The sequence below is a fragment of the Streptomyces marispadix genome (assembly GCF_022524345.1).
Classification (GTDB): domain Bacteria; phylum Actinomycetota; class Actinomycetes; order Streptomycetales; family Streptomycetaceae; genus Streptomyces; species Streptomyces marispadix.
Map to the genome: position 1 here is coordinate 5,230,847 of NZ_JAKWJU010000002.1, position 24,154 is coordinate 5,255,000.

A 24,154-nucleotide genomic window follows, 5' to 3' on the forward strand; every position below is an offset into this window, starting at 1 on the left:
CGGATTTCAACGGTGGGGAGTGACGACTAGTGGGATATCCGGCTTACGGAGCGCCGACGCAGGAGCAGATCGAGGCTCAGCGGCAAGCGATCGAAGACGCCAAGAGGGAGTCGCACGCGGAGGGCTTGGAGGGTCACGAGAAGGAGATCTCGGACTACCAGAAGGTCAATCAGCAGTTCCCTCTGAAGACCGATTTCACGGCTCACGACATCGATGCCCTCAAGGGCATGATCGAGCACGCCAACCCCGACGGCGTCGACGGAATCGGCAAGAACTGGAAGCGAGTTCACGACAAGCTGGTCGGTGAGGGTGGTGGAGGCTCTCCCTCGGGCGACAGCGCATACGGCCAGTTGAAGAAGGCCGTCGACGATGTGCTTGAACACTGGGAAGGCGAGAGCGCCAATCAGTTCAAGACAAAGGCCCAGAAAATCCTCCAGCAGATCGCGAACAGCGCCGCGCACGCCAAGGTCGTGTCCGAGGCCATGACTGCGGCTTCGAACGACCTGCGTACGCAGCGCGACGCGATCAGCAAGATCGAGAAGCCTAGCTGGTTCTCCAAGGCGTGGGACTGCGTCACCGACTCCGGACGTGACGACAAGTACACGGAGCAGGACGTAAAGAGCGGCAACATCCCGAAAGACCTGATCGCCCAGGCCAACGAGGGCTACATCGGGGCCGAGAAGGAAGAGCAGCTCAAGGCCGTCGCCATCATGGAGAACCTGGGGCGCAGCTACGTCGGCTACTCGCGGCGCATTGAGACTTCAATCGACGACGGCGACGGAGGCGTGCCGCCGTCCAATCCTGAGACCCCGATGCCGACTCCGATCCCGGCCGCCTCGGGATCGTCGGCGACGCCGTCGTCCTCCGCCGCCGTCAGGAGCGCGTCGAGTGCCGCCGCGACCTCCGCAGCACCGGCTCAGGCGAGCGTTCCCAGGGACCCGGGGATCAGCGGAGGCGAGCAGGTCCCCGCGAGCGCCACCAAGGTCGACAGCGCTCCGGCCGGTATCTCCGGTGCGGGCACCAGCGGTGCTCCGAGCGGCGGTTCGGTCTCGGGCGCCGGTGCGGCCGGCGGTGTGAGTGCAGGCGCGGGCGCCGGTACCACGGCAGGCGTAGCGGGCGGTGGCCTGATGGGCGGTGCGGCAGGAGCTGCCGCCGCGCGAGGCGCCGCTGGACGAGCGGGTATCGGCGGCGCGGGCGCGATGGGAGCCCGCGGTGGTGGTGCCGCTGCGGGTGGCCGTGGAGCCGCGGGTGCCGCGGGCCGTGGTGCGCTGGCGAAGGCGAAGGGCGGTGTCGCCGGAGCCCCCAGGGGCATCAGCGGCGGCAAGCCCGCGACTCCCGGTGGCACCGGTCTCGGCAAGGGCCGCGGCGGCGCCGCCGGAGCTGCCGGACGTGGCGGCCGCGCCGGAATGCTCGCTGGCGCCCGGGGCACGAACCAGCGGCCGGACGAGGAGGAGCGCAACGAGGGCAACCGTCCCGACTACCTTGTCGAGGACGAGGAGACCTGGACTCCGGACGACGGTCGCAGCGTCCCGAAGACGATCGAGTAGAAGCGGTGGCAGGAAGCCACTGAAAGAGACAGATGGCCCTCGCGAAAAGGAATTCGCGAGGGCCGTCGTCAAGAGCACGAAGGGGAGCAGGAGTTGAGTCTCCGACGAGCGCTGCACCTGGTGGGCACCGGAGCGTTGACGGGAGCCCTGCTCCTCGGATCCGCTCCCGCGGCCTCCGCGGACGACATCCGTGACCGGCAGTGGGCCTTGGATTTCTTTGCGGGCGAGGACATTTGGGAGCATGCCACCGGGAAGGGCGTGACTGTCGCCGTCGTCGACACCGGAGTGGATTCCGAGCAACCGGACCTCAAGGGATCGGTGCTTCGCGGCAAGGACTACACGCAGGGCAAGGGGACCAGAGACAACGGCCGGCACGGCACCGCGATGGCGGGCCTGATCGCGGCCCATGGGCATGGGCCTGGCGGCAAATCCGGTATGAAGGGGCTGGCTCCCGGGGCGAAGATCATGCCTCTGACCACCGAGATCGGATCGACGAACTCCTTCCAGTCACAGGGCATTCGCTACGCCGTCGACCACGGTGCCGACGTCATCAACCTCTCCTACGCGGGACCGTTGATTCCGGGCGACGAACAGGCGGTCAGGTACGCCATCTCCAAAGACGTCGTAGTCGTGGCCGGCAGCGGCAATTCGCCCGGCAAGCACAAGGAGTACCCCGCGGGCTATCCGGGAGTCCTCTCCGTGGGCGGCCTTGGGCGTGACGGCACGCTGTGGGAGTCCTCCTCTTGGGGTTCCAACGTTTCTCTGGTCGCCCCGGCCGAGAAGAACGTCACCCCGGACAAGAAGTATGAGTCCGGTTACGGATTCACATCGGGTACATCCGACGCCAGCGCCTACGTCTCCGCCGCCGCGGCGCTCGTCCGGGAGAAGCACCCCGATCTCACCGCCGGGCAGGTGATCAACCGGCTGATCAAGACGGCCAAGCCGCTGACGGACGCCAAGGGCAACGCCCCCAAGCTGCCCGATGAGAAGTTCGGTTATGGCGTGGTACGGCCGTACCGGGCGGTGACGAACGACATTCCGGCGGGGCCGAAGGCCGGGCCGCTCGCGCAGTCCGGGTCGTCGGACTCGTCAGCGGGCGATGCCGCTTCGGACTCCGGTTCGTCGTCCGACGACTCCTCCGGCTGGATGTTCGCCCTGGGCCCGCCCGTCGTGCTGTTCGGGCTGATCTTCCTCGTGCTCGTGGGCGTCGCGGTCCTCGTGGTGGTCCTCGTCAAGCGGAAGGACAGCCGGGACCGGGTGAGCGATCCTTGGGCCTCGGGCGGAGGACCGTCCGTGCCGCCGCAGCAGCCGGGGCAGCAAGTCCAGGCGCCCACAGGGCAGTTCGGGGGGCCGCCCAACTCGCCGCCGCCTCCGCCGAATCAGCCTCCGTCGCGGTGAGCTGAGGCCGCGCGCCGAACGACACCGTGCCCCGAACGGCAATCGATCAGCGTCCCGTCGGTCTCCTCACCGCAGTGAGAGCGACGGGACACTGTCTGTCCAAGTTGTCCGGTGTAGGACCCCTCGCTCAGAGCTGCCTGACCAGCTCCGCCGCGTCCTTCAGTGACAGCCGAGGCTCCTGCCTCCGCAGCTCCTTCACTGCCCTGACCTCGCCCTTGCTGGCCTTCACCGAGCGCACGGCCTCGACGTCGATGCGCTCGCGTACGTCGTCCAGGGCCATCGAGTTGGCGCGCTGCCGTTGACGACGGACCCAGACGCTCACAATCCCAGCGGCGGGGACGAAGGTCCACGCCACGATGGTGACGGCCGTTTCGGGGGTGGTCGCGCCGGTTAGCGAGAGCAGCAGGATTACGGCCGCGGCAACGCTGAGAAGTGAGAGGAACCAGATCAGTTCGAGCTTCTTGAGCGAACGTGCGTCTCTGACGCGCCCGTTCGTGGGCTGGTTCATCACGCGGGAACCCTTCTGCCTTGCTGCCGGAGTCCAGGGAGGGCGGTTCCGCCCCTGCCATACGGTACGTCGGCCCGGCCGTCGCGCCACAGGCCGGTGTGGATTTCCTGTGGAGCTTCCCGAAGGGTCATGCCAAGGATCACGGTCGCCTGCAACCGCTTCGTGGCTTCCGCAACTCCCCATCGCCGTACGGCAGTCGCAGACCGGCGCACAATCGGTCCCCCGGGCCCCGAGCCTGGGACGATCACATTCCGTGGGCCGTCCGCTGCCCATATAATCAGCGCTGCTGCGAGAGGTGTCATCGCCGCCGGGGTGAATTGCCCGGTTGATGCGCCTCTCGTCCGGCTTGTTCGCTCCCTTCACAACCGAGGAGAGGCACTTCATGGGGGACCACTTCAAGACGGATGTCGATCAACTCGATCAGTTCGTCAAGACATTGGACAGCAGCGTCAAGGACCTCGAAGAGGCCCGTACGGCGCTGTCGCACGTCCGAGGCGACCAGATCGGCACAGCCCGGCTCGACAAGTCGTGCGACGAGTTCCAGGAGCACTGGAAGTACGGCTCGGAGCAGATGAGCGAGATGATCGGCGGCATCAAAGAGGGCGTGAAGTCGAACAAGCTGAGCTACCAGGAGATGGAGACGAACCTGGAGAAGGCGCTCAAGCAGATGGAGCAGCAGGGCACTTCGGCCGGCGGGGGCAAGTGATGGCGAATCCGTATCCTCACCTCGGCTGGAACCCTGTTCCCGGAATCCCCTCCGAAGTCCAGTCGTTGAAGAACAAGGTCACCAAGGCGGCCACCGCGCTGCGCAGTTGTCACTCGCAGATCGAGCGCCTGATCGGCGAGAGCAGCCACTGGGAGGGCGACGCCGCGGACGCCTTCCGCGACAAGCTCGACAGCGACCTGCCCAAGTACATGAAGGACGCCGCCACGTCGATGGAGAAGGCCGCCGCCCAACTCGCCAAGTGGGACAGCGACTTGACCTCCAACCGTGAGCTGGCCAAGAAGTACGACGACGAGGCGCGCGAGAAGAAGGAGGCGGCCGGCACCGCCAAGGAGCGCCAGGACGCCGCCCAGAAGGACCCGGACCTCAACCTCGGCGGCAAGGAGTACCCGAGCCAGGCCGAGGCGGACGCGGCGACGGCACGCCTGCGGGCGGCCGAGGGCCGTCTCAAGGAGGCCTCGGCCAGCTTGGAGAAGGCCAACGAGGCGTACAACGACGTCATCGAGAAGGCCAAGAAGCTGGAGGAGGAGCACGAGCGCGAGGCGAACAAGGTCGCCGACGAGCTCGACAAAGCCGACGACGACCTCGCTCCCGAGGAGCCCGGCTGGCTGAGCAAGACCCTCAGCGCGATCGGCGACGGGCTGGCCGCAGCCGGGAAGTTCCTCCTCGACCACGCGGGCACCATCGGCGCGATCGCCGGTCTGCTGGCGCTCTTCCCGACGCCGCTGGCCCCGCTCTTCGCCGGAATCGCGGTCGTCGCGAGCGCGGCCTCGCTGGGCAAGAACCTGGCCAGTGAGGACTTCCGGGATTCGCTGACGGGCAAGTACGGCTGGGGCCAGGGCCTCACCGCCTGGGGCTCCGTGGCAGGCGACACCCTCGGCATGCTGCCCGGCGTCGGCGCTCTCGGTAAGGCGGGCGGCGAGGTCAGCGTGCTCTCCGGCGCGGCCCGTGAGGGCGGCGAGGCCATGTCCGCGGGCTCGAAGGCCGCCGCGTTCGGACGGGAGACCGTCGAGGCGTTCAATTTCAAGGCGCTCGACACCGCCACGGACCCGAACACCGGCCTGCTCCAGTACGGCATCAACGGCGCGAACGTCCTCGCCAACAGCGCCTCTTCCCTGGAGACGGCAGGCGTTCTGCCGGATGCCGGGCCGAGCCACTACGGCGCTGAGGCCACCAAGGCCGGTCAAGGCCGGTGCCGCCGCGTACGGCGCCGGCGGGAACGCCTCGGACGCGGCACGCGGCATCAGCGACCTGGTAACGGGTCTCCGCCTGTGAGCAGCGTTCAGGAAGAAGCCGTGATCAAGCCGCGGCCGCAGTTCTGGTACGAAATCCCGTACGGCTACGCCCAGTTGGAGGTCTATCCCTCCGACGAGCGGATGGAGGAGCTGGCACGCGAGGTCCTGGCGCTCCCGGACGGGATGCGGGAGCGAGCCGACCAGGTGTTCCGGCTGTACGCGCTCGTGATGTACGAGATGCAGAAGCATCAAGTGCAGGGCTGCGCGCTGGGAGTGCACCCGGACGAACGCGAGGGCGCGGCGATGTCCGTGCTCACCGTCTCCAGCGTGTACTCGCCCGGCGTCAACCCCAAGGCGGTGCTCGCGACGCTGCTGAGTTCCGGCGCCGGGGCGACGCGGGAGACGGGCATCGTTCCGGTCGAACTGCCCTGCGGGCCGGGGTTCCTGACCGAGTCCGTGGAGCGTTCGGCGCCGCCCAGCGCGTCACCGGTGGAGGTCGACGGCGGCGACGGCGACGGCGAAGAGACCCGCGTCTGGCGCGGCCTGCTGGCCATCCCGGACACCCGCTCGTCGGCGATCATCGCCATTCAGCTCGTCACGCCGTCGGTGCATCTCGCCGACGACTACCGTGCCGTGCTCACCGGCATCGGACGCACGGTGAGCTTCACGGACCCCGCGCTCGCCGCCCGTACGGGGGACGAGCAGCCGGAGCCCGGTTCCGGGGCCGCGGCGGTGAGGAGCGACTTCGGGTGAGCGAGGAGAGGCCCGTGGGCGGCGGAGCAGCCGGACGCCCGGCGCAGGCGGCGACGGCGAACCGGCCGTCCCGGATGCTGACGGCGGCGAAGTGGGCCCTGGCCTTCGCCGCCGCCTACGGGCTCTCACTCCTGGTGCTGACCGACTCCCTCGTCTTCCTCGCCGTGCCGGGTCTGATCGCGCTGCTGGCGCTGACCGCCACGGCGGTGCTTCTGCTGCTCTACGAGCCCTTCCGCGGCGAAGTTCCGTACGCCACCGACGGATCGGACCGACGTGGGGCGGTGCGTTACCACCGCACGGTCCTGCTGCGGCGGTACGCGGTGCTCCTGTGCGTCGTCGCCGTGCTGGTGGCTCTGGTGATCGGGACGCGGTCCGACTACGCCGTCATGTGCGCTCCCGTGGCGCTCGTCACCTTCCTGGTGGGGACCTTCTTCTGCGGCGAGCAGATGCGGTCGGTACGGATCGCCGCACGTGTGCTGGAGGCGTACGAGTTCACCTTCCGCGCCCCCGTGGAGAAGCTCAACCTGCGGGGCTCCGGCAAGCGTTCGCTGCGGCTCGGGGGAGAAGGCGGCGCCGAGCGCGGTCCCGAACTGGCGGCTCATCAGCCGCTGGGCAAGCTGTGGCCGAAGGGCATCGAGGACGGCGTGTGGTTCGCCGGAGACGAGATCTTCGGCGGGGTCGTACTGGTTCCCGGCTCCGGTGAGTTGATGCGCGTACAGCCGCTGAAGTGGGACGAACTCGCGGCGGAGCGCAGCCGTGCGGGGGCCGAGCGCCTGGACCGTGCCACGCGAGCGGGGCTCACCCGGCGTTCGCTGTAGCGCTTCGTGAGGCGTTCCGGGACGGGCGGCAAAGGGACGGTGCGGGGCCGCAGCAACGAGCGGCACCACACCATCGAGCGACACCACGGATCGAGGAAGGACCTTCGAAGTGGGAGACCAGGAGCAGCGACCGCCGCTTGCGAAGGTGGCCTTCGACGACCTGGACACTCAGACGGTGTGGAAGGCGACACGTCGCCGGGTGCGGTTGAGGCTGTGGCTGTGGAGCGCGTTGCTCGTCGCCGCGCTGGCGCTGAGCGGCTTGCTCGCCGACGTCCGGTGGGACGACGGAGGCGCACGGGGCGACAACAGCGTGGGCGGAGTCGTCGGCGGACTGGCCGTACTGGGCTACCCGTTCGCGCTGTACACCTGCTGCGGTGCGCTCTCCCGGCTGCGCAGGGCCCGAAGCGTTCTGGAGGCATACCCCTGGCAGTCGATCCCGGCGGCTCGGAAGCTGTCCGGTACGAAGGAGGCGAGGGGAGTAGCCGTGCAGCTCCGGCTTCCCGGCGGTGCGCATCCGGGCGGCGGCGAGAGTGCGTACGCGGACGAGGACGGGACGCTGTGGTCCCAGAGCCTGTCGGCGCGCGACCCCCTGCGGTGGAACCGCTGGGCCACGGGATTGGAGGAGGGAGCCTGGTTCGCCGGTGACGTCGAACGCGGAGGCGTGCTCGCGCTTCCCGGCCCCCGCGGCCTGATGACGGTTCAGCGCCGCAGCCAGGTGCTGTCCATGGAGGGCAGGACCGCCAGGGCAGAGCACGAGAGCATCCTCGCGGCGGCGCCCGGACGCGGCTGACCCGACGCGGGCTGCGCGGCCCTCGATGCGGGCCGCACGCCTCACATGCGCTACGCCCCGCCGTTCTCCGGCGTCGGCTCAAGGTCGAACTCGCCGTCGCGGGCGCCCAGTACGAACGCGCGCCACTCGGCCTCGGTGTAACGCAGCACCGTGCCGGGGTCCTTGGAGTTGCGCATGGCGACCGCACCGCCCGGGAGATGCGCGATCTCCACCTTCTCCTCCTCCGGGCCGCCGGGAGCGGACTCCCAGACGGCGTCGGAGATGTCCATCGCGTACAGCTCGTCCTTCTCCTGCTGCGTCCCCATCGCGCATGCCCCTTTCTTCACAACGGTCTTCCGGAAGCGGGCGGTGAGCCCGCGCACCGTCGGCATCTCCCCGCGTCCGGCCCCCGCCGCCCCCGGGCGCAATCCTCCCATGCGGCGCCGACGGTGCAGTTGGGATCGAGTCAGCACCGCCGGGTCCCTGCCCGTACAACTCGCCGCGTACGACCCGAGAACCGCCACGTACGGGACGACGGCCGCGCACGCACGGGACCTCCACGCACGCACGAGACCCCCGCGTACGCACGGAGCCGGGCCGGGAAGCGATCCCCGGCCCGGCTCCGTGGCGTTCAAGCAGCCGGAATCCCGCGGCAGTCGCCCGCGGGGTCAGTTGCTCGCAGGCAACCAGCCCGTCTGGACCAACTGGCCGCCCCGGCGCCGCGTCTGGAAGTAGCCGCGGCCGGGAGGGAGTTGAGTCGGAGAGATGTTGCCCAGCAGCGCGCCCTCGGACTTGTCACCGGAAAGGACGACGCCCTGAGCGCCCAGCTCCTTCATCCGCTGCATCACCGGCTCGTACAGCGCACGGCTGGCGCCGCCGGACGAGCGGGCGATGATGACGCGCAGCCCGACGTCGCGGGCGAACGGCAGATACTCCAGCAGCGGCATCAGCGGGTTCTGCCCGGTGGCCACCAGATCGTAGTCGTCGATGACTACGAACGCGTCGGGGCTGTCGTACCAGCTTCGGTTGCGTAGCTGTTCCGGCGTGACGTCCGGCCCCGGCATGCGCCGCGACATGGACCCTGCGAGTCCCTCCAGGGTCTCCTGAAGGGACGGAGCCGCGGCGCAGTACCGCGACAGATGCGCCTCGGGCACTCCCTGGAGGTGCGCGCGCCGGTAGTCGCCGACCACGATCTTGGCCTTGTCCGGCGTGTAGCGCTCGGTGATCTTCTGCATGAGCAGACGCAGCAGTGCGCTCTTGCCGGACTCGCTCTCACCGAAGACCACGAACAGCGGGTCCGTCTCGAAGTTGACGAACACGGGCCGCAGCGAGCTCTCGTCGATGCCGAACGCGAGGCCGTGCTCGGGGTAGTCGGAGCCCTTGGGGAGCCTGGAGGCTTCGAGCATGGTCGGCAGCAGCCGCACGGCGGGTGCCGGTTCGCCCTTCCAGTGCTCGTTGATCGCGCTGATCGTCTGCCTCGTCGCGTCCGGCAGGTCCTCCAGCGTCGAGGAGCCGTCGATGCGCGGCAGGGCCGTCATCAAGTGCAGCTTGTCCGGGCTGAGTCCGCGGCCCGGCATGGCGACGGGCACGTTCGCGGCGACCTTGCGGTCGATCTCCGACTCGGACGGGTCGCCCAGCCTCAGCTCCACGCGGTTCTGGAGGAGGTCCTTCAGCGCGGGACGCACCTCCGTGTACCGCGAGGCGGTGAGTATGAGGTGGACGCCGAAGCCGAGACCCCGGGTGGCGATGTCGGTGACGTCGCTCTCCAGCATCTCGTAGTCGTTCTTGAACGTCGCCCAGCCGTCGATGACGAGGAAGACGTCTCCCCACTTCTGGTCCGGGAGCTGCCCGGCGGCGCGGCGCTGGCGGAAGGTGGCGATGGAGTCGACGTTGTGCGCGCGGAAGTACTCCTCGCGCTCGTTGAGGATCGACATGACCTCGCTGACCGTACGGCGCACCTTCTCGCCGTCGAGGCGGTTGGCGACACCGCCGACATGGTTCAGGTCCTCCATCGCCAGCAGCGAGCCGCCGCCGAAGTCCAGGCAGTAGAACTGCACTTCGGACGGGGTGTGCGTCAGCGCGAACGACGTCATGAGCGTGCGCAGCAGCGTCGACTTCCCGGACTGCGGGCCGCCGATGACGAATCCGTGGCCCGCCGCACCGGAGAAGTCCCGGTACAGCACGTCGCGGCGCTGCTCGAACGGCTTGTCCAGCAGGGCCACCGGCACCGCCAGCCGGCCGAGCGCCGTGTAGTCCGGCGCCGTCAGGCCGCGTTCGGGCGTGGCCGCGAGCGCGGGCAGCAACTGGTCCAGGGACGGCGGCTCGTCCAGCGGCGGCAGCCACACCTGGTGTGCGGACGGGCCCTGGCCGACCATCTTCTGCACGATGACGTCGAGCACGGTGTCCGCGAGCGCGTCGTCGACGGTCTCCGCCTCCGGGGTGTCCGGCTCGGGGGCCACCGGCAGAGCAACGGGCGTGGCGGTGAACTTCACCGGACGCGTCTGCGTGGACTGGCTGACCCGGGTCGGGCCCGCCGTGCGGTAGGCGCCGGAGACGTAGGCCGCCTTGAACTGCACCATCGTCTCGGTGTCGTACTTGAGGAACCCGGCGCCGGGCACGTTCGGCAGGTGGTACGCGTCCGGGACGCCGATCGCGGTGCGCGACTCGGCGGCCGAGAACGTACGCAGACCGATCCGGTACGACAGGAACGTGTCCAGACCGCGCAGCTTGCCCTCTTCCAGACGCTGGGAGGCCAGGAGCATGTGCACGCCCAGCGAACGGCCGATGCGGCCGATCTGGATGAACATGTCGATGAAGTCGGGCTTTGCGGTGAGGAGTTCGCTGAACTCGTCGATGATGAGCACGAGCGACGGCAGCGGGTCCAGCGCGGCACCGGCGGCACGAGCCTTCTCGTAGTCCGTGATGTTGGCGTAGTTGCCCGCCCTGCGCAGCACTTCCTGACGGCGGTTCAGCTCACCGGTGATCGCGTCGCGCATGCGGTCGACGAGGGTGAGTTCGTCGGCGAGGTTGGTGATGACCGCCGCCGTGTGCGGCATGTCGGCCATGCCTGTGAAGGTCGCGCCGCCCTTGAAGTCGGCGAGGATGAAGTTGAGCGTCTCGGACGAGTGCGTGACGGCCAGGCCGAGCACGAGCGTACGCAGCAGCTCCGACTTACCCGAACCGGTCGCACCGACGCACAGACCGTGCGGGCCCATGCCCTCCTGCGACGCCTCCTTGATGTCGAGCATCACCGGCTCGCCCTCGCCGCCGATCCCGATGGGGACGCGCAGCCGCTCGTGCAGCGAACGCGGGCGCCAGGTGCGCGCCATGTCCACGGAGCCGGCGTCGCCGATGCCCATCAGATCGGTGAAGTCCAGGTTGGACAGCAGCGGTTCGCCCTCCTCGCCGCTGCCCATGCGCATCGGCGAGAGCTGTCGAGCCAGCGCCTCGGCCTGCTCGTAGCTCAGCAGGTCGGGCTTGCCGGAGTACGCCGACTCCCGGCCGACGTAGAGGTCGAGGGCCTTCTCCCGCACATGGACCGTCAGGCCGCCGGACATCTGGTCGTCCAGCGCCCCGGGCGCGACCTCGATGAAGGTGACGCCCTGGAGGCCCTCGGCGCCCGCGAGTTGGGAGTCCGGCGGGATCGAGCCGCCGTCGAGGATCACGATGATGTGCGGCTGGTCGGCCAGGGGCGTCCCGTCGCGGTTCCAGCGGGGACGGCCGTCGAGCTGGCTGTGCAGCGCCTCCTCGAGCTGCCCGAGGTCGTCGTAGAACAGGCGTGCCTGTCCCGCGCCGTCGGACTGCGAGGGGTGCTGCGCGTGCGGCAGCCACTTCGTCCAGTCCCACTCGGCCATCGAGCCCGGGTGGGCGACGACCGCGATCATCATCTCCTCGGGGGAGTGCAGCGCGGAGAGCTGCCCGATCGCGGCACGGACATTGCCGTAGACCTCGTCCGTACTTCCGGTGACGACCACGTGGTAAAAGGCCCGAAGGCTCACGGCGATCGGAAGGTCCGGAAGTGAACGGTGAATGTCCAGAAAGGACTTCATGGCTTCTGCCGTGAGCGGCTCCAGTTCGTCCTTGGGAGCCGTTTCCGGAGCGACGAGCGGAGTGCTCAACTGCTGCCAGCCCGTGCCGATTCGCACCGACGAGAAGTCGTTGTCGGACGGGCGGCGTTCCCAGACGCGTTTGCTGTCTCCGGCGATCGCCCAGAGCTGATCCGGACTCGGATGCTGATAGAGCTGCGCGTTCCGCTGCGCCTCCGAGGTCTTGCGTACGTCCTTACGGATCTGGTCGAGATAGCGGAAGTAGTCCCTCCGCGCCTGGCCCATCTGGGCCCGGCCCCCCCGCCTTGCTTTGACGACCTGCGCGATCGCCATTGCGACCGTGGATACCGCCATCAGGCCGCCGACGACCTTCATGTAGGGCTGTGAGCCCGGCATGAAGAAGAATGCGACCGAACCTCCCATGCCCATCACGGGCAGAAGATTCATCCAGATGTCGCTGTCACCGTCGCGCGGCAGTTCTGGAGGGGATTCCAGCTTGACTTCCCCTTCGGGCACGGTCGGCGGCATGACCCGTGGCTGCCGCTTCACGATGACCACACTCACCGTTTCATCAGTCCTTCACGATAAATTCGCAATTACGCACCGACGCCCCCGCCATCGCAACAGCTACCGGTCATGCAGACGCTGATCCTAGTAGGTGTGAGAGTCTCCGGGTCCGGGAGGACCGACTGTCCGCCGTGGACGGTAAGGTGACCCGCAATCTTCCCAAGTGCTTCCCTGCCGGGGGAGCTTGGGGCAATCGACGAGCCCAAGATGTCTGTAAATTCATCGTGACGCCGAGTGCGAGCATCGAGCAAGGGGGAACAAGAAGGTGGCCACGACCGCAGCGACAGGCTTCTGCCGCGTCACGGTAGTTGCTCCCGGGGGGCGCATCGATGTCGCTCTTCCCGAGGACGTGCCCCTGTCCGACGTCTATCCGGAGATCGCCCGGCTCTCCGGGGGAGCCCGGCCGAGGGCTCCCTGTCGGGATACCACCTGGTCCGCAGGGACGGACGGGTCCTCGAATCGGGCCTGTCCCTCGCGGGCAACGGCATCAAGGACGGAGAGGTCCTGCTGCTGCGCCCGTTCGCCGACTCGCTGCCCTCCGCGGTCTTCGACGACGTGAGCGACGCCGTCGCCTCGGCGGTCCGCCAGGACCGCGCGCTGTGGAACGAGCAGCGGATGCGCGCGGCCGGACTCACCGGCGGCGGCGTGCTGTTGGTGCTCATGGCCTTCGCGCTGTGGTTCGCCGACCCCGTCAAGCACGACATGCACGGGCTGCCCGGCATCATCGCCGCGGGGGCCGGCGTCCTCCTCGTCGCGCTCGCCTGCGTACGGGCCAGGGTGTACGGCGACAGGGCCTCGTCGATAGCGCTCGGGCTGGGCGCCATGCCGCACATCATGATCGCCGGATCGGGCATCCTGCCCCTCGACGAGGGCGAAGGCATCGGACGACTCCAGTTCCTGCTGGGCTGCGTCGCCGTGCTGCTCGCGTCGGCGGTGCTCATCGCCATCACACCGAGGGGCGACGGACCGTTCGTGGCCTCCGCGATCGTCTCGGCGGTCGGCACCGTGTTCACCTTCATCGCCGTGCTCGCCGACATGGACGCCGCCGAGGCCGCCGCCGTCGCAGCGCCCGTATCGGTCGGCACCATCGCGTTCCTGCCCGGCCTCTCCGCCCGCTTCGCCCGGCTTCCCATAGGCTTCGAGCCCCGCGCGGGCGGCCCCGGCGGCTACGACGGTGACTCAGGCCGCACCCAGGGCCCCGTCGACGCCGAGCGCATCGCCGCCCAGGCCCGCCGCGGCCACGAGATGCTCGTCGGCCTGGTCGGCGGCTGGTGCGCCGCCGTGGTGGGCACCGCCGCCGTGCTCGGCTTCTCCCACAATGGCTGGGGCCAGCTCCTCGCCCTCGCCACCGGCATCGCGATGCTGCTGCGCGCCCGCCTCTTCCGCTACACCTCGCAGGTCACCTGCTCGCTGGTCGCGGGCCTCGGCACCCTCACGCTGCTCGCGCTCGGCCTGTCCCTCAACCCTCCGGGCCAGCTCCTGCGCGAGTTCGTCACGGGTGACACCTCCGGGCTCGACGTCCGTACGGTCTGGATCGCGGCGTCGATCGCGGTCGCCGCCGCGCTGGTCACCGCGATCGGCCTGATCGTGCCGCGTACGGGACTGACGCCGTTCTGGGGCCGGTTCATGGAGCTGACCGAGACGTTCGTACTGCTCTCGCTGATCCCGCTGTGCCTCGCGGTGCTCGACGTCTACGCGGACGTACGCGGATCCATCGGAGGCTGACCCCAAGGCAGGCGGCAGCAGGCAGCAGGCAGCAGGCGGCAGGCACCGGACCGGTCCGGTACCTGCCGATCCGCAGGCCGTGAACGGGCCCGGTGTACGGGCTGGCCGCGGGCATTCGTACGGCTGCCGCGCACGCGGAAGACGTGCGGCCCCTGTGCCGAACTCCGCCCGCCCCCAAGGCAGTACGGGGGCGGGCGGAGGCATGAGGAACCGCTGGTAGGCTTGGGCGGCCCTCCGAGTAACCGAAGGAATCCCTGAGACGAAGACCAGGGGCGCTCGTGGGCCGTAACCAAGAGGAGTACGCGTGTCGTCTCTCGATGCCGCGACCAAGAAGCAGATCATCTCCGAGTTCGCCACCAAGGAGGGTGACACCGGCTCCCCCGAGGTCCAGGTGGCGCTGCTCTCCCGTCGTATCTCGGACCTGACCGAGCACCTGAAGACCCACAAGCACGACCACCACTCCCGCCGTGGTCTGCTGCTGCTGGTCGGCCAGCGCCGCCGCCTGCTTCAGTACCTGGCGAAGAAGGACATCCAGCGCTTCCGCGCTCTCGTCGAGCGCCTCGGCATCCGCCGCGGCGCGGCGGGCGCCCGCTGACATGTGACGGAGGGAGCGGCCCCATCACAGGGGGCCGCTCCCTTCGCCGTATCTGAAGGACCGGATGGTTTGTAGGCTGGTCCCAGCACGACGTACACCGCGGCGTGCGCCACCGGACCGCCCCCACAGGACAGCGGTCCCGAAAACGCACAACGCATACACGCACACATAGGCAAACAGACGCGGCAGGGGCGCGCCGCCCGTCGCCGGTCCTCGGTAGTGGCCCCCGGACACAGGATGTTCCGGGTGCTTCGATCGAAGACCGGCCCGCAAACGGAGCGCTCCTCCGCAGCCGGTCCGCCGCCACACGGGCGCCGGACGCAGACGAGGAGATATCCCTGGTGGAGAACGAGACCCACTACGCCGAAGCCGTCATCGACAACGGCACGTTCGGCACCCGCACGATCCGATTCGAGACGGGCCGGCTCGCGAAGCAGGCCGCCGGCTCCGCAGTGGCATACCTGGACGACGACACCATGGTGCTGTCGGCCACCACCGCCTCGAAGCAGCCGAAGGACCAGCTCGACTTCTTCCCGCTCACGGTCGACGTCGAGGAGCGGATGTACGCCGCGGGGAAGATCCCCGGCTCCTTCTTCCGCCGCGAGGGCCGCCCGTCCGAGGACGCGATCCTCACGTGCCGCCTGATCGACCGCCCGCTGCGCCCCTCATTCAAGAAGGGCCTGCGCAACGAGATCCAGATCGTCGAGACGATCATGGCGCTCAACCCCGACCACCTCTACGACGTGGTCGCCATCAACGCCGCCTCCTGCTCCACGCAGCTTTCGGGCCTGCCCTTCTCCGGCCCCATCGGCGGCACCCGCGTCGCCCTCATCCGCGGCCAGTGGGTCGCGTTCCCGACCCATACGGAGCTGGAGGACGCCGTCTTCGACATGGTCGTCGCCGGCCGTACGCTCCCCGACGGCGACGTCGCGGTGATGATGGTCGAGGCCGAGGCCACCGAGAAGACCGTCGAGCTGGTGCGCGGCGGTGCTGAGGCCCCCACCGAGGAGGTCGTCGCCGCGGGTCTCGAGGCCGCCAAGCCCTTCATCAAGGTGCTGTGCAAGGCCCAGTCCGACCTGGCCGCCAAGGCCGCCAAGCCGGTCGCCGAGTTCCCGATCTACCTCGACCACCAGGACGACGTGCTGGAGGCTCTCACCGAGTCCGTGCGCGACGAGCTGGCACAGGCGCTCACCATCGCCGGCAAGCAGGAGCGCGAGGCGGAGCTGGACCGGGTGAAGAGCCTGGCCGCCGAGAAGCTCCTCCCGCAGTTCGAGGGCCGCGAGAAGGAGATCTCCGCCGCGTACCGGACGCTGACCAAGGAACTGGTCCGCGACCGCGTCATCAAGGAGAAGAAGCGCATCGACGGCCGCGGCGTCACGGACATCCGTACGCTCGCCGCCGAGGTCGAGGCGATTCCGCGCGTGCACGGCTCGGCGCTCTTCGAGCGCGGCGAGACGCAGATCCTCGGCGTCACGACGCTGAACATGCTTCGCATGGAGCAGCAGCTCGACACCCTCTCGCCGGTGACCCGCAAGCGGTACATGCACAACTACAACTTCCCGCCCTACTCCACGGGTGAGACGGGCCGTGTGGGCTCGCCGAAGCGCCGCGAGATCGGCCACGGCGCCCTCGCGGAGCGTGCGCTGGTGCCGGTGCTGCCGTCGCGTGAGGAGTTCCCGTACGCGATCCGCCAGGTCTCCGAGGCGCTCGGCTCCAACGGCTCGACGTCCATGGGCTCGGTCTGCGCGTCCACGATGTCGCTGCTGAACGCCGGTGTGCCGCTCAAGGCCCCGGTCGCGGGCATCGCCATGGGACTGATCTCCAAGGAGATCGAGGGCGAGACGCACTACGTCACCCTCACCGACATCCTCGGTGCCGAGGACGCCTACGGCGACATGGACTTCAAGGTCGCCGGCACCCGCCAGTTCGTCACCGCCCTCCAACTCGACACCAAGCTGGACGGCATCCCGGCCTCCGTGCTCGCCGCGGCCCTCAAGCAGGCCCGCGACGCTCGTCTGCACATCCTCGACGTGATGAACGAGGCCATCGACGTACCGGACGAGATGTCCCCGAACGCCCCGCGGATCATCACCGTGAAGATCCCCGTGGACAAGATCGGCGAGGTCATCGGCCCCAAGGGCAAGATGATCAACCAGATCCAGGAGGACACCGGCGCCGACATCACCATCGAGGACGACGGCACGATCTACATCGGTGCCGCCGACGGCCCGGCCGCCGAGGCCGCCCGCACCACGATCAACGGCATCGCCAACCCGACGATGCCCGAGGTCGGCGAGCGCTACCTGGGCACCGTCGTGAAGACGACCACCTTCGGCGCCTTCGTCTCGCTGCTCCCCGGCAAGGACGGTCTGCTGCACATCTCGCAGATCCGCAAGCTCGCCGGCGGCAAGCGCGTGGAGAACGTCGAGGACGTCCTCGGCGTCGGCCAGAAGGTCCAGGTCGAGATCGCCGAGATCGACCAGCGCGGCAAGCTGTCGCTGATCCCCGTGCTGGAGGAAGAGGAGTCGGAGGGCTCCGAGCCGAAGGAGTCCGCGCCGGCCGACGCCGCCGCGGGTGACCAGTGACACCTACGCACCGTGCGACGGCCCGCCCCACCACCGCGGAGGGGCGGGCCGTCGCCCGTACACCATCGGGAGTGAGGGCGATGTCCGGCGGCGGCCTTCCCCTGGCCGGGCGCGGGCGCGCGGACGCGGGCGGTACCGCCTCGGCAGGCGGAGGAGAGGTCCGCAAGACCGTCCTGCCGGGCGGTCTGCGCGTCGTCACCGAGACGGTGCCCACCGTCCGCTCGGCGACCCTGGGCATCTGGGCGCACGTCGGCTCCCGCGACGAGACCCCGGCCCTCGGCGGCGCCACCCACTATCTGGAACATCTGCTGTTCAAGGGCACCAGGCGGCGCAGCGCCCTCGACATCTCCGCGGCGCTGGACGCCGTCGGCGGTGAGATGAACGCCTTCACCGCCAAGGAGTTCACCTGCTACTACGCACGGGTCCTCGACTCCGATCTGCCGCTCGCCATCGACGTACTGGGCGACATGCTCACCGGTTCCGTACTGGACGCGGCGGAGGTCGAGGCGGAGCGGGGCGTCATCCTCGAAGAGATCGCGATGACGGAGGACGATCCGGGCGACTGCGTCCACGATCTCTTCGCCCGAGCCCTGATGGGCGATTCACCGCTGGGACGCCCCGTTCTGGGCACCGTCGAGACCGTCAACGGCTTCACCCGCGACCGTCTCGCACGCTTCTACCGCAAGCACTACGACGCCCCGCACCTGGTGGTCGCCGCCGCCGGCAATCTCGACCACGACACGGTCGTACGGCAGGTGCGCGAGGCCTTCGACAAGGCGGGTGCACTGGAGCGTACGGAGGGCCGGGACCCGGTGGCCCCGCGCACCGGCGCACGCCCGCTGCGCGCCCGCGGCCGTGTGGAGATCGCCGACCGCAGCACCGAACAGGCCCATCTCGTCCTCGGAATGCCGGGCTACTCCCGTAACGACGACCGCCGCTGGGCGCTCGGCGTGCTCAGCGCGGCGCTCGGCGGGGGCATGAGTTCCCGCCTGTTCCAGGAGATCCGCGAGAAGCGCGGCCTGGCCTACAGCACGTACTCCTACACCTCCGGCTTCGCCGACTGCGGCCTCTTCGGCGTCTACGCGGGCTGCCGTCCCGGACAGCTCTCCGACGTGCTGAAGATCTGCCGCGACGAACTGGACCATGCCGCCCGGCACGGCCTGCCCGACGACGAACTGCGCCGCGCCGTCGGCCAGTTGTCCGGCGCGACGGTTCTCGGGCTGGAGGACACGGGCGCGCTGATGCACCGTTTGGGCAAGAGCGAGTTGTGCTGGGGCGAGCAGTTGTCGGTGGACGAGATGCTGGCGAAGATCTCCGCCGTCACACCCGACGACGTACGGGAGGCCGCCCGCGACGTACTCGGCCGCCGCCCGTCCCTCGCCGTCATCGGCCCACTCACCGACCGTCAGACGACGGAACTGCACGAGGCGGTCGCCTGACCCGCAGCCCCCACAGGCATCCCCTTCCGCAACGGCCCCCGAAGGAACGAAACAAGATGAGCAAGCTGCGCGTGGCCGTCCTCGGCTCCGAAGGACGGATGGGCTCCGAAGCCGTACGAGCGGTCGAGTCCGCCGACGACATGGAGCTGGCCGCCGCCCTCGACCGTGACGACCACCTCGACGCGCTCACCGCCTCCGGGGCGCAGGTCGCCGTCGACCTCACCCACCCCGACGCCGTGATGGACAACCTCCGGCACTGCGTCGCCAACGACATCCACGCCGTCGTCGGCACGACCGGCTGGACGGACGAGCGCCTGGCGACCGTGCGCGGCTGGCTGGAGTCGTCACCGGACACCGGTGTCCTCATCGCCCCCAACTTCGGCATCGGCGCGGTGCTGATGATGCGGTTCGCCCGGCAGGCGGCGCGCTTCTTCGAATCCGCCGAGGTCGTCGAACTGCACCACCCCGGCAAGGCGGACGCACCGAGCGGCACCGCGGCCCGTACGGCACAGCTCATCGCCGCCGCCCGCGACGACGCCGGCCTGCCCGCGCAGCCCGACGCCACCACCACCGCCCTGGACGGTGCGCGCGGAGCCGACATCGACGGCGTACACGTGCACGCCGTACGGATGCGCGGACTCGTGGCGCACCAGGAGGTGCTGTTCGGCGGCGAGGGCGAGACCCTCACCATCCGGCACGACTCGCTGCACCGCAGCTCGTTCATGCCCGGGGTGCTGCTCGGAGTCCGCCGCATCGTCTCCGCCCCCGGACTCACCTACGGTCTGGAGCACTTCCTCGACCTGGAAGGCTGACGGAATGCGCGCGAAGATCACGTACTTCACGCTCGCCGCGGTGCTGCTCGCCTACTTCGCGCTGGCGGGCAGCCGCGGAGTCCTGCTGATCGCGCAGGGGACACCGGTCACCGTCGTCTTCGGTCTCGCCGTCCTGGTACTGCCGCTGATCGGCCTCTGGTTCCTGTGGCGCACCACCCGCTTCGCCCGCGACGCCGAACGGCTGTCCCGTGAGCTGGAGGCCGAGGGCGGACTTCCCGTCGACGAGCTGCGCCGCACGCCGTCGGGACGGGTCGACCGGGACTCCGCCGACGAGGTCTTCGCACGCAGAAAGGCGGAAGCGGAGGCCGCCCCCGACGACTGGCGCAACTGGTTCCGGCTCGCCGTCGCCTACCGGGACGCCCGCGACACCCCGCGGGCCCGCAAGGCGATGCAGCACGCCATCTCCCTGCACGAGAGCAGCGGGCACGGCAGCAGTACGCGGGCAGCCGGCCGGCGGACCGCGGGTTCCGGCTAGCGGGCCGGGGCCCCTCGCGCGCCCGACCACGACTGCGTCCCCGACCACGACTGCGTTGACTGCGCTCCCGACCACGACTCTGCCGCCCACGCCTCTATGACGTCGGCGGCCCGGTCGAATGCCTCCGGCCGCGCGAGGAAGTCCGCGTTGTGATCGGTCAGCAGCGTGCGCAGCGGCTCTCCGCTGCCCGCCCGTACGACGTCCAGCGCCTGCCCCTGCACGGTGCGCGGAAGCCCCAGCCAGCGCACCGGCTGCTGCACCGTACGGACGGCGGCCACGTCGGACCAGCGCAGCGTCACCGTGTTCAGCAGGCCCACCCGCCGCAGCCCGTACGCCGAGACCCACACGCCGACGCGCAGCAGCCGCAACGCAAGCGCGATCACCACAAGACCGGCGCCTACGCACACGAGCGCGCCCGGCACCGCCCCCGCGAGGGCGATGATCAGCGCGGAGAACAGCAGATACGAGGCGAGCAGCAGCAGCACCGCGGCGCCGCCGACCCTCCAGGGTCCGGGACGGTACGGGCGGCGCCAGTGCTCACGGGCGTCGTGCGGCAGCAGGCTGATCTCTGCGGGGTCGGCCGCGCCGGTCTGTCCTGCGGCCGTCATGAAGGGCAGGGGCACTGGTGGTCCTCGCTCGGAAAGGTCTCGATCGGGTGGATCGTTGATGCGCGAGGACACTAGCGAGGTGTACGGGACGCGGCCAGCGCCGCTGGTCGGCGGCGCGGCGACCGCCGGACACGGGCGTGAGTACGACCCGTGAGGACGGCGGTTCGAAGACGCCGACGACAGCGGTTGTGCATGCGGTCGCCGACGCCTGCCGACGGGCCGAGGGGCCGACGGCGAACGTCAGCGACTCTCCGCCGCGGTCGGCCCGTGATGCTCCGACTGCCGGTCGGGATCGAGGGCGGGAACGCCCAGAATCAGCGAACCGACCAGCCCCGCCACCACGGTCAGGCCGAACAGCGCACTGCCCGCCTTCTCGGCGACGCTGCGCTGAGCACGGGGCGGCGGTGCGACATTGCTGCGGAACCGGTCGGCGTCGGCGATGAACGCGAACGGTACTGACTCTCCGCGGCGGGGCATGGGCAGGGGACTCCTGTCGAGATCGTTCTGGAGGGTTTCGTAGGTGGAACGTCCGTGACGGCTCAGAAGTGCCGGGTTGAAGAGGACGTACGTCAAAAAATACCAAGCGCCCGGGTGCCTTCATGCACCGACCCCCCTTATCAGGACAGACGGCCCGTTTTGTCCGGACGTAAGGTGCGAACCGGTCGCGCACCCGGCTCGGCAGACGGGGCAACAGCACTGTCAGTGGCTCGACTTAGGCTGGGCGCGCCCGGCAGCCGTACGACCCCGGAAGGACCCTCCGTGACCGACACCGAAGACCAGACCGCCGCGCCCAGCTTCCGCGGCGGCATGACCGTCGAGCTGGTCAAGCACAGCGCTGCCGACACCGACGTGCTGTGGGCGGCCCGGGTATCCACGGGAGGCGAGAAGTCCCTGAAGGAGCTGCACAAGGACCCGGCGCGCTCCAAGGGACTGATCAACTATCTGATGCGCGACCGCCATGGAAGCCCCTTCGAGCACAACTCGATGACCTTCTTCATCAGCGCCCCGCTGTTCGTCTTCCGCGAGTTCCACCGCCACCGGGTCGGCTGGTCGTACAACGAGGAGTCCGGTCGCTACCGCGAGCTCCAGCCCGTCTTCTACACCCCGGACGCCGCGCGCAAGCTCGTCCAGCGCGGCCGCCCCGGCAAGTACGAGTTCGTGGAGGGCACCCCCGAGCAGCACGAGCTGACGGTCTCCGCCATGGAGGAGACATACCGGCAGGCGTACGAGACCTACCGGCGTCTGCTCGCCGAGGGCGTCGCCCGCGAGGTCGCCCGCGCCGTCCTCCCTGTCGGCCTGTACTCCTCGATGTACGCGACGTGCAACGCCCGCTCGCTGATGCACTTCCTCGGCCTCCGTACGAAGCACGAGCAGGCGAAGGTGCCGTCGTTCCCGCAGAGGGAGATCGAGATGGTGGGCGAGTTGATGGAGGAGCAGTGGTCGAAGCTGATGCCGCTCACCCATGAGGCGTTCAATGCCAACGGCCGCGTCGCCCCATAGCATCACGGATGCCCGGATTGCGGGCTTTCGCGCAGTACGTCTACGCTGAAATCACGGCTCGGCACTGCTTGAACCCCCGAGCAGGCAGTGCCGGGTCGCCCTTCCCGGACACGGACTTCCGGCTTCCGCCGACGTACGGAGACGGCCGCGAAGCCCCGGCAGAAGCCCGGCAGAAATCCGGCACAAGTCCGGCCGAGTACCGGCTTCGGTCCCGGCGGGGAAGCGCCGGGACACCCGCCGTACACCGGCCGGTCCCCGCGCCGTACGTCGCCTCGCACGGTCTCTCACCGCCCCTTACGACCCGGTCCACGACCGTGACCATGGCCCCGAGGGGGCACTACCGCCCGTGCTGCGAGTAGCGTGGACCCCATGGCTCCGACCTCCACACCGCACACGCCCTTCGGGCGGGTTCTGACAGCGATGGTCTCGCCGTTCACCGCGGACGGCGCTCTCGACCTCGACGGTGCGCAGCAGCTCGCCGTCCATCTGGTGGACGCCGGCAACGACGGCCTGGTCGTCAACGGCACCACTGGCGAGTCCCCGACGACCAGTGATGTCGAGAAAGCCCAGCTTGTGCGGGCAGTGGTCGAAGCAGTGGGAGACCGCGCCCATGTCGTCGCCGGAGCCGGTACGAACGACACCGCGCACAGCCTCGAACTCGCCCGCGACGCCGCCAAGGCAGGCGCTCACGGGCTCCTCGCGGTGACCCCGTACTACAGCAAGCCGCCGCAGGAAGGGCTCTACCGGCACTTCACCGCGATCGCCGACGCCACCGAACTGCCGGTGATGCTCTACGACATCCCCGGCCGCTCCGGCGTCCCCATCAACACCGAGACGATCGTCCGGCTCGCCGAACACCCGCGCATCGTCGCGAACAAGGACGCCAAGGGCGACCTGGGCCGCGCGAGCTGGGCCATCGCCACCAGCGGACTCGCCTGGTACAGCGGCGACGACATGCTCAACCTGCCGCTGCTCTCCGTCGGCGCGGTCGGCTACGTATCGGTCGTCGGCCACCTCGTCACTCCCGAGCTGCGCTCCATGCTGGAAGCCCACCTCAGCGGCGACGTGACGAAGGCCACCGAGATCCATCAGAAGCTTCTGCCGGTCTTCACGGGCATGTTCCGTACGCAGGGCGTCATCACGACCAAGGCGGCCCTCACGCTGCGCGGCCTGCCGGGCGGGCCGCTCCGTATGCCGCTCGTCGAGCTCTCCCCGGAGGAGACCCAGCAGCTACGGCACGACCTCGCGCACGGCGGCGTGGAGATCTGACCGGCGACGCCACAACCGCATAGGGCAAGACCAGAGAACGCAGACAGTCAGTACGAGCGAAGAAGCACAGAACCCATTCCCGAATATCGCGCGCGCCACGTGTCCCACGGGGTCCCCCATGCCGGAGGCCAGTGGGGTCCCCCTGCCGGAGGCAAGGGGAGCGTGGCGCGCGTTTGGTGAGGAGAGTCTTTTGAGTCATCCGCATCCCGAACTCGGCTCGCCGCCGAAGCTGGCCGAAGGCGGCCTGCGCGTAACACCGCTCGGCGGCCTCGGCGAGATCGGCCGCAACATGACGGTCATCGAATACGGCGGCCGGCTGCTGATCATCGACTGCGGTGTGCTGTTCCCCGAGGAGGAACAGCCCGGAGTCGACCTGATCCTCCCGGACTTCAGCTCCCTGAGGGACCGGCTCGACGACATCGACGGCATCGTCCTTACGCACGGGCACGAGGACCACATCGGGGGCGTACCGTTCCTGCTGCGTGAGAAGGCCGACATCCCGCTCATCGGCTCCAAGCTGACCCTCGCGCTGATCGAGGCGAAGCTCCAGGAACACCGCATCCGTCCGTACACGCTGGAGGTCCAGGAGGGCCACCGCGAACGCATCGGGCCCTTCGACTGCGAATTCGTCTCGGTCAACCACTCCATTCCCGACGCGCTGGCCGTGGCCATCCGCACGTCCGCCGGAATGGTCGTGCACACCGGCGACTTCAAGATGGACCAGCTCCCGCTGGACGGGCGCCTCACGGACCTGCGTGCC

The 24,154-nt window shown here is 69.4% G+C and carries 19 protein-coding genes and 1 pseudogene (1 of these 20 only partly in view); 15 read left to right on the forward strand and 5 right to left on the reverse strand.

Translation table 11 applies throughout. The features are described 5' to 3' along the window. The first annotated feature begins 29 nt into the window (after positions 1 to 29). Together MMA15_RS21930 and MMA15_RS21935 are read left to right on the forward strand one after the other, a co-directional pair. Positions 30 to 1,547 carry a hypothetical protein gene (locus MMA15_RS21930; protein ID WP_241061821.1) on the forward strand — a complete coding sequence of 506 codons (1,518 nt, stop codon included), beginning with the start codon at positions 30 to 32 and terminating at the stop codon, positions 1,545 to 1,547. Between the two features lie 93 nt (positions 1,548 to 1,640). Beyond that, positions 1,641 to 2,945, forward strand: a complete 1,305-nt coding sequence (locus MMA15_RS21935; RefSeq protein WP_241061822.1) for a S8 family serine peptidase — start codon at positions 1,641 to 1,643, stop codon at positions 2,943 to 2,945. A gap of 127 nt (positions 2,946 to 3,072) precedes the next feature. On the opposite strand, the gene MMA15_RS21940 is transcribed toward MMA15_RS21935, so the two are convergent. Next, positions 3,073 to 3,453, reverse strand: coding sequence for a hypothetical protein (locus MMA15_RS21940; RefSeq protein ID WP_241061823.1), 381 nt, complete (start codon positions 3,451 to 3,453; stop codon positions 3,073 to 3,075). A gap of 382 nt (positions 3,454 to 3,835) precedes the next feature. On the opposite strand from MMA15_RS21940, the gene MMA15_RS21945 reads away from it, so the two are divergent. The 4 genes from MMA15_RS21945 (at position 3,836) to MMA15_RS21960 (ending at position 7,773) form a co-directional block, all read left to right on the forward strand. Further along, positions 3,836 to 4,159 (forward strand): DUF6317 family protein, encoded by a 324-nt coding sequence (locus tag MMA15_RS21945; protein WP_241061824.1) that lies wholly within the window; start codon positions 3,836 to 3,838, stop codon positions 4,157 to 4,159. Next, on the forward strand, positions 4,159 to 6,165 hold the full coding sequence (locus MMA15_RS21950; protein WP_241061825.1) for a putative T7SS-secreted protein: 2,007 nt from the start codon (positions 4,159 to 4,161) through the stop codon (positions 6,163 to 6,165). The genes MMA15_RS21945 and MMA15_RS21950 overlap by 1 nt, the downstream gene beginning before the upstream one ends. Continuing rightward, positions 6,162 to 6,983 carry a hypothetical protein gene (locus MMA15_RS21955; RefSeq protein ID WP_241061826.1) on the forward strand — a complete coding sequence of 274 codons (822 nt, stop codon included), beginning with the start codon at positions 6,162 to 6,164 and terminating at the stop codon, positions 6,981 to 6,983. The genes MMA15_RS21950 and MMA15_RS21955 overlap by 4 nt, the downstream gene beginning before the upstream one ends. 109 nt (positions 6,984 to 7,092) lie before the next feature. Then, the gene (locus tag MMA15_RS21960) at positions 7,093 to 7,773 is read left to right on the forward strand and encodes a hypothetical protein (RefSeq protein ID WP_241061827.1); all 681 of its coding nucleotides are present in this window, start codon (positions 7,093 to 7,095) and stop codon (positions 7,771 to 7,773) included. 50 nt (positions 7,774 to 7,823) lie between these two features. Here MMA15_RS21960 and MMA15_RS21965 read toward each other — a convergent pair whose 3' ends face one another. Together MMA15_RS21965 and eccCa are read right to left on the reverse strand one after the other, a co-directional pair. Then, complete coding sequence (locus MMA15_RS21965) at positions 7,824 to 8,078, reverse strand: DUF397 domain-containing protein (protein WP_241061828.1); 255 nt, start codon at positions 8,076 to 8,078, stop codon at positions 7,824 to 7,826. Between the two features lie 342 nt (positions 8,079 to 8,420). Further along, a complete protein-coding gene (eccCa, locus tag MMA15_RS21970; protein WP_241061829.1) occupies positions 8,421 to 12,362 on the reverse strand; it encodes a type VII secretion protein EccCa in 3,942 nt (1,313 codons plus the stop codon). A gap of 268 nt (positions 12,363 to 12,630) precedes the next feature. Between eccCa and eccD the strand changes: the two are divergent. From eccD to MMA15_RS22000, 6 genes and pseudogenes are all read left to right on the forward strand, one after another. After that, a pseudogene (eccD, locus tag MMA15_RS21975) lies at positions 12,631 to 14,090 on the forward strand (type VII secretion integral membrane protein EccD). Positions 14,091 to 14,394: 304 nt separating this feature from the next. Further along, positions 14,395 to 14,685 carry a 30S ribosomal protein S15 gene (gene rpsO, locus MMA15_RS21980; protein WP_016470189.1) on the forward strand — a complete coding sequence of 97 codons (291 nt, stop codon included), beginning with the start codon at positions 14,395 to 14,397 and terminating at the stop codon, positions 14,683 to 14,685. A 341-nt stretch (positions 14,686 to 15,026) separates the two neighbouring features. After that, a complete protein-coding gene (locus MMA15_RS21985; RefSeq protein WP_241061830.1) occupies positions 15,027 to 17,270 on the forward strand; it encodes a polyribonucleotide nucleotidyltransferase in 2,244 nt (747 codons plus the stop codon). Next, positions 17,267 to 18,709 carry a M16 family metallopeptidase gene (locus tag MMA15_RS21990; protein WP_372498284.1) on the forward strand — a complete coding sequence of 481 codons (1,443 nt, stop codon included), beginning with the start codon at positions 17,267 to 17,269 and terminating at the stop codon, positions 18,707 to 18,709. The genes MMA15_RS21985 and MMA15_RS21990 overlap by 4 nt, the downstream gene beginning before the upstream one ends. A gap of 56 nt (positions 18,710 to 18,765) precedes the next feature. After that, a complete protein-coding gene (gene dapB / locus MMA15_RS21995) occupies positions 18,766 to 19,521 on the forward strand; it encodes a 4-hydroxy-tetrahydrodipicolinate reductase (protein WP_241061831.1) in 756 nt (251 codons plus the stop codon). Between the two features lie 4 nt (positions 19,522 to 19,525). Continuing rightward, a complete protein-coding gene (locus MMA15_RS22000) occupies positions 19,526 to 20,017 on the forward strand; it encodes a hypothetical protein (RefSeq protein ID WP_241061832.1) in 492 nt (163 codons plus the stop codon). Here the strand turns inward: MMA15_RS22000 and MMA15_RS22005 are convergent. Then, positions 20,014 to 20,640: an SCO5741 family PH domain-containing membrane protein gene (locus MMA15_RS22005; protein WP_241061833.1), complete on the reverse strand. Its 627-nt coding sequence runs from the start codon at positions 20,638 to 20,640 to the stop codon at positions 20,014 to 20,016. The two genes, MMA15_RS22000 and MMA15_RS22005, sit on opposite strands and share 4 nt — an antisense overlap. 225 nt (positions 20,641 to 20,865) lie before the next feature. After that, a complete protein-coding gene (locus MMA15_RS22010; RefSeq protein ID WP_241061834.1) occupies positions 20,866 to 21,102 on the reverse strand; it encodes a hypothetical protein in 237 nt (78 codons plus the stop codon). A gap of 330 nt (positions 21,103 to 21,432) precedes the next feature. Between MMA15_RS22010 and thyX the strand changes: the two genes are divergently transcribed. The 3 genes from thyX to MMA15_RS22025 all read left to right on the forward strand — a co-directional run. Beyond that, entirely contained in the window at positions 21,433 to 22,125 is a 693-nt protein-coding gene (thyX, locus tag MMA15_RS22015) for an FAD-dependent thymidylate synthase (protein ID WP_277401309.1), read from the forward strand. Positions 22,126 to 22,494: 369 nt separating this feature from the next. Next, positions 22,495 to 23,394, forward strand: coding sequence for a 4-hydroxy-tetrahydrodipicolinate synthase (gene dapA, locus MMA15_RS22020; RefSeq protein WP_241061836.1), 900 nt, complete (start codon positions 22,495 to 22,497; stop codon positions 23,392 to 23,394). Between the two features lie 190 nt (positions 23,395 to 23,584). After that, on the forward strand, positions 23,585 to 24,154 hold the 5' end (the start) of the coding sequence (locus tag MMA15_RS22025) for a ribonuclease J (RefSeq protein WP_241061837.1). The gene runs 1,116 nt beyond the window's last position; the window shows 570 of its 1,686 coding nt (coding positions 1–570); it begins with the start codon at positions 23,585 to 23,587; its stop codon lies off the right edge, out of view.